At 31.5% G+C, this 5,936-nt stretch carries 6 protein-coding genes, 1 tRNA gene and 1 pseudogene; 5 read left to right on the forward strand and 3 right to left on the reverse strand.

Going from position 1 to position 5,936, the window contains the following annotated elements:
* The 4 genes from PHC28_RS14645 to PHC28_RS14660 form a co-directional block, all read left to right on the forward strand.
* The coding region (locus tag PHC28_RS14645) for an ATP-dependent DNA helicase RecQ (protein WP_300102227.1) at positions 1-1,781 on the forward strand (1,781 nt) is incomplete at its 5' end.
* On the forward strand, positions 1,781-2,728 hold the full coding sequence (gene fmt / locus PHC28_RS14650; protein ID WP_300102230.1) for a methionyl-tRNA formyltransferase: 948 nt from the start codon (positions 1,781-1,783) through the stop codon (positions 2,726-2,728). The genes PHC28_RS14645 and fmt, both read left to right, overlap by 1 nt.
* 183 nt (positions 2,729-2,911) lie before the next feature.
* Positions 2,912-3,184: an HU family DNA-binding protein gene (locus PHC28_RS14655; protein WP_300102233.1), complete on the forward strand. Its 273-nt coding sequence runs from the start codon at positions 2,912-2,914 to the stop codon at positions 3,182-3,184.
* 242 nt (positions 3,185-3,426) lie between these two features.
* A complete protein-coding gene (locus PHC28_RS14660) occupies positions 3,427-3,987 on the forward strand; it encodes a YqgE/AlgH family protein (protein WP_300102236.1) in 561 nt (186 codons plus the stop codon).
* Here PHC28_RS14660 and PHC28_RS14665 read toward each other — a convergent pair.
* Both PHC28_RS14665 and PHC28_RS14670 read right to left on the reverse strand, forming a co-directional pair.
* Positions 3,984-4,823 (reverse strand): aminotransferase class IV, encoded by an 840-nt coding sequence (locus PHC28_RS14665; protein ID WP_300102239.1) that lies wholly within the window; start codon positions 4,821-4,823, stop codon positions 3,984-3,986. The genes PHC28_RS14660 and PHC28_RS14665 overlap by 4 nt on opposite strands.
* Positions 4,824-4,885: 62 nt before the next feature.
* Entirely contained in the window at positions 4,886-5,278 is a 393-nt protein-coding gene (locus PHC28_RS14670) for an START-like domain-containing protein (RefSeq protein WP_300102242.1), read from the reverse strand.
* Between the two features lie 153 nt (positions 5,279-5,431).
* Here PHC28_RS14670 and PHC28_RS14675 point away from each other — a divergent pair.
* A tRNA-Met gene (locus PHC28_RS14675) sits at positions 5,432-5,508 on the forward strand.
* Between the two features lie 180 nt (positions 5,509-5,688).
* Here the strand turns inward: PHC28_RS14675 and PHC28_RS14680 are convergent.
* Positions 5,689-5,936 (reverse strand): annotated as a pseudogene (locus PHC28_RS14680) (galactose-1-epimerase); the annotation flags it as partial.

The raw sequence follows: 5,936 nt of genomic DNA on the forward strand, positions 1-5,936 counted from the left end.
CTACAGGTGGTGGGACATCAATTTGTTTTCAAGTTCCCGCTATGATGAAGGATGGAATTTGTTTAGTAATTTCTCCTTTAGTGGCGTTGATGAAAGACCAAGTTCAGCGATTACAAAAGATCGACATCAAAGCCATTGCAATCACTGGTGGAATAAAATCTGATGAAATAATTACACTCTTAGACAATTGTGAATTTGGGAATTATAAATTCTTGTATTTATCACCAGAGCGCTTGCAATCCGATTGGATTTTAGAGCGAATAAAAAACTTACCTATTAATTTAATTGCTATCGATGAAGCCCATTGTGTTTCGCAATGGGGACACGATTTTCGACCTGCTTATTTAAAAATAGCGAATTTAAAAAGCCATTTTCCTAAAGTTCCCTTTTTAGCGCTCACTGCATCGGCAACCAATCGGGTTCTTGAGGATGTAATTGTCCAATTGGGATTAGAAAAACCGGCCATTTTCCAGAAATCATTTGCTAGAAAAAATATTGCTTATATGGTTTTTGAAGTCGAGGACAAATTGTATCGAATGGAGCAAATCTTGAAAAAGAATCCGCAACCATCAATTATATATGTTCGAAACAGGAAATTGTGTTCAGAAACAGCATCTCAATTGCAATCTTTGGGATTTAAGGCGACATTTTACCACGGTGGTTTATCTATTAAGGATAAAGAAAAAAATATGACCCTTTGGATGAATGAAGAAGCTCAAATTATAGTTGCAACTAATGCTTTTGGGATGGGGATTGATAAATCCAACGTGAAAACGGTGATTCACATTCATCTTCCGGAGAGTATCGAAAGTTATTATCAGGAAGCTGGTCGCGCTGGTAGAAATGAAGAAAAAGCATTCGCAGTAATTCTCACAAGCCCTTCTGATAAAATTCAAGCAGAAAGCCAATTCATAAATGTTTTGCCTGACAAAAAATTATTGAACCAAATTTATATAAAATTATGCACTTATTTCCGTATTGCTTATGGTGAAGGAATCAACGAACAATTCTCGTTTAATTTGAATCATTTTTGCCAAAAATATGGGTTTCCGACCTTAAAGACTTTTAATGCTATTCAGTTTTTAGATCGACAAGGCGTTTTAAGTTTGTCGCAAGAATACTCAGAGCGGATTACAATGCAATTCATTATTGAGTCCAAAGAAGTAGTTCGATATGTGAGTTTGAACACCCAAGAAGAACCTATTATTCTTGCCATTCTTAGAACATACTCTGGAATTTATGAAACACAAACAGCTATCAATTTATCATTAATTGCAAAAAAATCAGGTTCTGAAGAAACAATGATACATTCGGTTTTAGAGAAATTAAAAAGTCTTGAGATTATTGATTATCATAAAAAAAATAATGATGCTACAATTATTTTCAATGAAGTGCGTGAAGACGAAAGAACCATCAACCGAGTTTCGAAATATCTTGAAACACAAAATCAACAAAAAATTGCCCAATTTGATGCCGTTTTAAACTATATTAATGAAAAAAAAGCGTGCAAAAGCAAATTGATTTTGCACTATTTTGGAGAAACTACCAAAACAGATTGCGGAATATGTTCTTATTGTATCTCTAAAAAAACGAAACCAATTGAAAACTCCTTAATTTCCGAAAAAATCATTGGATTATTAAAAATGCAAGATATGAATTCAAGAGAAATTCAAAAACTAACAAAAAACACCGAAGACGATGTTATCTTTGCCTTGCAGAATTTATTAGAAAATGATAAAATTGCAGTAAAGCCTAACAATACCTATACTTTAAAATTATAATGGAAAAATTACGAATTGTATTTATGGGAACACCTGAATTTGCCGTTGGCATTCTTGACACCATAATTAAAAACAACTATGATGTTGTGGGAGTCATCACAGCAGCAGATAAACCAGCAGGTCGCGGACAAAAAATAAAATATTCAGCCGTGAAGGAATATGCTTTAGAACATAATCTTACCTTATTGCAACCAACAAATCTAAAAGACGAAAGTTTTTTAGAAGAATTAAAAGCCTTAAATGCCAATTTGCAAATCGTTGTTGCTTTTAGAATGTTACCCGAAGTGGTTTGGAAAATGCCAAAACTAGGAACATTCAATCTACACGCTTCTTTATTACCCAATTATCGTGGTGCTGCTCCTATAAATTGGGCAATTATCAATGGCGATACAAAAACTGGAGTTACTACTTTTTTTATTGACGATAAAATAGATACCGGAGCAATGATTTTAAGTTCCGAAACAGCAATTGGTACAGATGAAAATGCTGGACAATTACACGACCGATTAATGCTATTAGGAAGTGGAACAGTTTTAGAAACTTTAGAGTTGATTGAAAACGGAAATATATCCACAACGATACAAAAAGAGAATCCAGAAATAAAAACGGCTTACAAGTTGAACAAAGATAATTGCAAGATAGATTGGACAAAATCAGCAATTGAAATATACAATTTAATACGCGGTTTGAATCCTTATCCCTCAGCTTGGTGCTTTTTTAAAGACAAAGAGGAAGAATGGAATGTCAAGATTCACGAAGCAAAAATCATATTAGAAAGTCATAACTATAACGTTGGAAATTTGATTTGCACCAAAAAAGAAATGAAAATTGCAGTAGAAAATGGATTTATTCAGGTGTTAAGTTTGCAATTTCCGGGAAAAAAGAAAATGAATACAGCAGAATTATTGAATGGAATGGCCTTTTCAGAAGACGCAAAAGTGTATTAACGTCAGTAGAATGGGTCTTTTTTTTATGATTTGACAAGAATAACCTTGGATTTATGAACAAAAAAAACAAGTTATCAACAAAATAAGCTAAAATCATAGAAAACACTTGTAAGGGACGTATTTCCTACTAAATTTGTTGTAGTAACAAAGTTTTTTTTAACCAACATTTAATAACTAAACATTATGAACAAATCAGAATTAATTGATGCTATCGCTGCTGATGCAGGAATCACAAAAGCTGCTGCAAAACTAGCTTTAGAATCATTTTTAGGTAACGTAGGTGGTACTTTGAAAAAAGGTGGAAGAGTTTCTTTAGTAGGTTTCGGATCATGGTCAGTTTCTGCTAGAGCTGCAAGAGATGGTAGAAACCCTCAAACAGGAAAAACTATTAAAATTGCTGCTAAAAATGTAGTAAAATTTAAAGCTGGTGCAGATTTAGAAGGTGCTGTAAACTAATTTTAAGTTTTCTTAAAAAATAATAAAAACCTTCCTTTGGAAGGTTTTTTTATACCTAATGATTTAGTTGATTTAAAATTTCAACTATATGGAATTAAATCTAATTATTAATTTAGTCTAAAAGAATTATTTGTATTTTTAAACAAAAAAAAAATCATTTAGAAAGTATTTTTATGCTCTTTATCGATATTTTTTGTTTTACTTTTGTTATTGTTCTTAAATTATAATAAAAATTATAACCAATGATTTCAGAAAAACTAAAAAAAGGATCTCTGCTCATAGCAGAACCCTCGATAATTGGAGATTTGTCATTCAATAGATCGGTTATTTTATTAGCTGATCATAATGAAGGTGGTTCAGTAGGTTTTATTATTAATAAACCTTTAAAATACACACTTCACGATTTGATTCCCGAAATCAAGGCCACTTTCAAAATCTATAATGGAGGTCCTGTTGAACAAGACAATCTCTATTTCATACATAATATTCCAGAAATAATCCCAAATAGTATAGAAATTTCTAATGGTGTTTATTGGGGAGGTGAATATGAAACCACAAAAGAACTCATAAATAAAGGAAAAATAAGCAAAGATAACATACGCTTTTTTTTGGGTTACACAGGGTGGGAAGTAGATCAGCTAGAAAATGAGATGAAAGGAAATTCATGGATTATTACTAAGAATAACTACAAAAATAAAATAGTAGGAAAATCGGCAGCTAGCTTTTGGAAAAAACAAATTATGGAATTAGGAGGAAACTACTTAATATGGTCTAATGCACCTGAAAATCCTTATTTGAATTAATTGTTGCTTATAAACTGATTAAGTTTCTCTATTAACACCTTTGCCAAATCAGTTGAGAATTCTTTTTTGCGATACTTAGTGATTGGCTGAATACCTTTAATCACATTTGTAATAAATAATTCATCGGCTTTTTGGAGATCAAATGGTGAAATAATTTCTTCAACAACTACTAAGTTTTCGATTTGTTTTGCTAAAACCAATAGTTGTTTTCTCATTACCCCATTCAAACACCCCTCTGAAACTGGTGGAGTAGATAGTATATTTCCTTTTAGCATAAAAATATTCCCTTGCAATGCTTCAACAACATTCTTGCTGTCATTCAACAACAAACAATTATCCAATCCATTTTCATTGGCAAATATACTTGCAGTTACATTTAAAATTTTATTAGTAGTTTTTATGGATGATAGTAACTGTCTTGTTACATAAAAATCTGTGTACAAATCTACTTTATATTCATTTTCATTGATTGAATAGAAACTATTTTCAATTAGCTCAGCATTAATCGAAAAAGAAACAGAGTTTTCATTGGGTAAATAATAGCCTCCTTCGTTTCTATAAACAGTAATTCTTACACGACTTGAATTTTCCAAATTCTTGGCTTTGGCCAAATCTAGAATTTGTTCTTCAAAATATTCCATAGTAAAATTCATAGGAATTTCCATTCGAACAACGCGCATTGAAGACATCAATCTAAAATAATGATCTTCTAAAAAAAGAATTTTAGCATTTATTATTTTAACTGTTTCAAAGACGGCATCACCATATAAAAAAGCACGATTTTGAAACATTAGACCTGCATCGAGAGATACTATTTTACCATTAAAATTAACCATAACTAATTAAAAAAAGTCAGGCTAAAAAGCCTGACATATATAAGTTTTTATACTAAAATATTTTAAACAGAACCAATAATATGCTTAAGATCTGAAACTTGGTTTTCCCATAAAAGCATTGCTTCTTCTATTTCTTCTTTATCCGCAAAATCAATTACCATTAGAGAAACATCTTTAGTAATTTCATCTACCAAAATATTTAATTCAAAAAAATATTCAGTATCCTTATTATTACTGTCAACCCATTTAAATCTTACTTTCTCGCCAGTTTTTTTAGAACAAAGTCTCGCTTTTTCCTCTGAATCATCCCAAATGAAAGTAAAAAACTCACCACGTGAATTCACATTGTCAGCAAACCACTCTGACAAACCAGAAGGAGTGGAAATATATTGGTATAACAATTGGGGTGAAGAATTTATAGGAAACTCTATTTCGTATCGAATTTTTAAATCCATAAGACTTGATTAATTTTTCGGAAATGTATAGAATATATAGTCAATAAAAAAGCCTTTTCAAAAATATTTTTTTTTCTTCAATATATACTTGCAACCTCTAATATAATTTTTATATTTGCACCCGCATTCAAAGATGGTTTTGCCCATCAATATGGCGAGATAGCTCAGTCGGTTAGAGCGCAGGATTCATAACCCTGAGGTCCCGAGTTCAAATCTCGGTCTCGCTACCACTACCACAAGGACTTACGAAAAACCGTAAGTCCTTTTTTATTAAGAGTGACTTATTATGTTCCAAATACCCTTATTTTTAACGTAGCTTCTTCTATTGCATTCAGAATTACTAGACAAATTTAAAAAGACAAACCATTTTAAATTATTTTGCAACTAAACACCATCAACGGTGTCTAGTATTATTTTACTGAAAATTTGAAACTTGTTTTTGTTTTATAATTCTCTCCAGGATTTAAAACCGTAGTTGGAAAATCTTTTTGATTTGGAGAATCCGGATAATGTTGTGTTTCCAAACATAAACCAGTTCTGTGAGCATAAGTTCCACCATTTTTCATTGGCAAAGTACCGTCTAAAAAATTCCCGGAGTAAAATTGTATTCCTGGTTGATCTGTAAATACTTCCAATAATCTTCCACTTGTTGGGTCAT

Origin of the sequence: Flavobacterium sp. (assembly GCF_028712645.1) — a bacterium.
In the GTDB taxonomy this organism is placed as follows: Bacteria; Bacteroidota; Bacteroidia; order Flavobacteriales; family Flavobacteriaceae; genus Flavobacterium.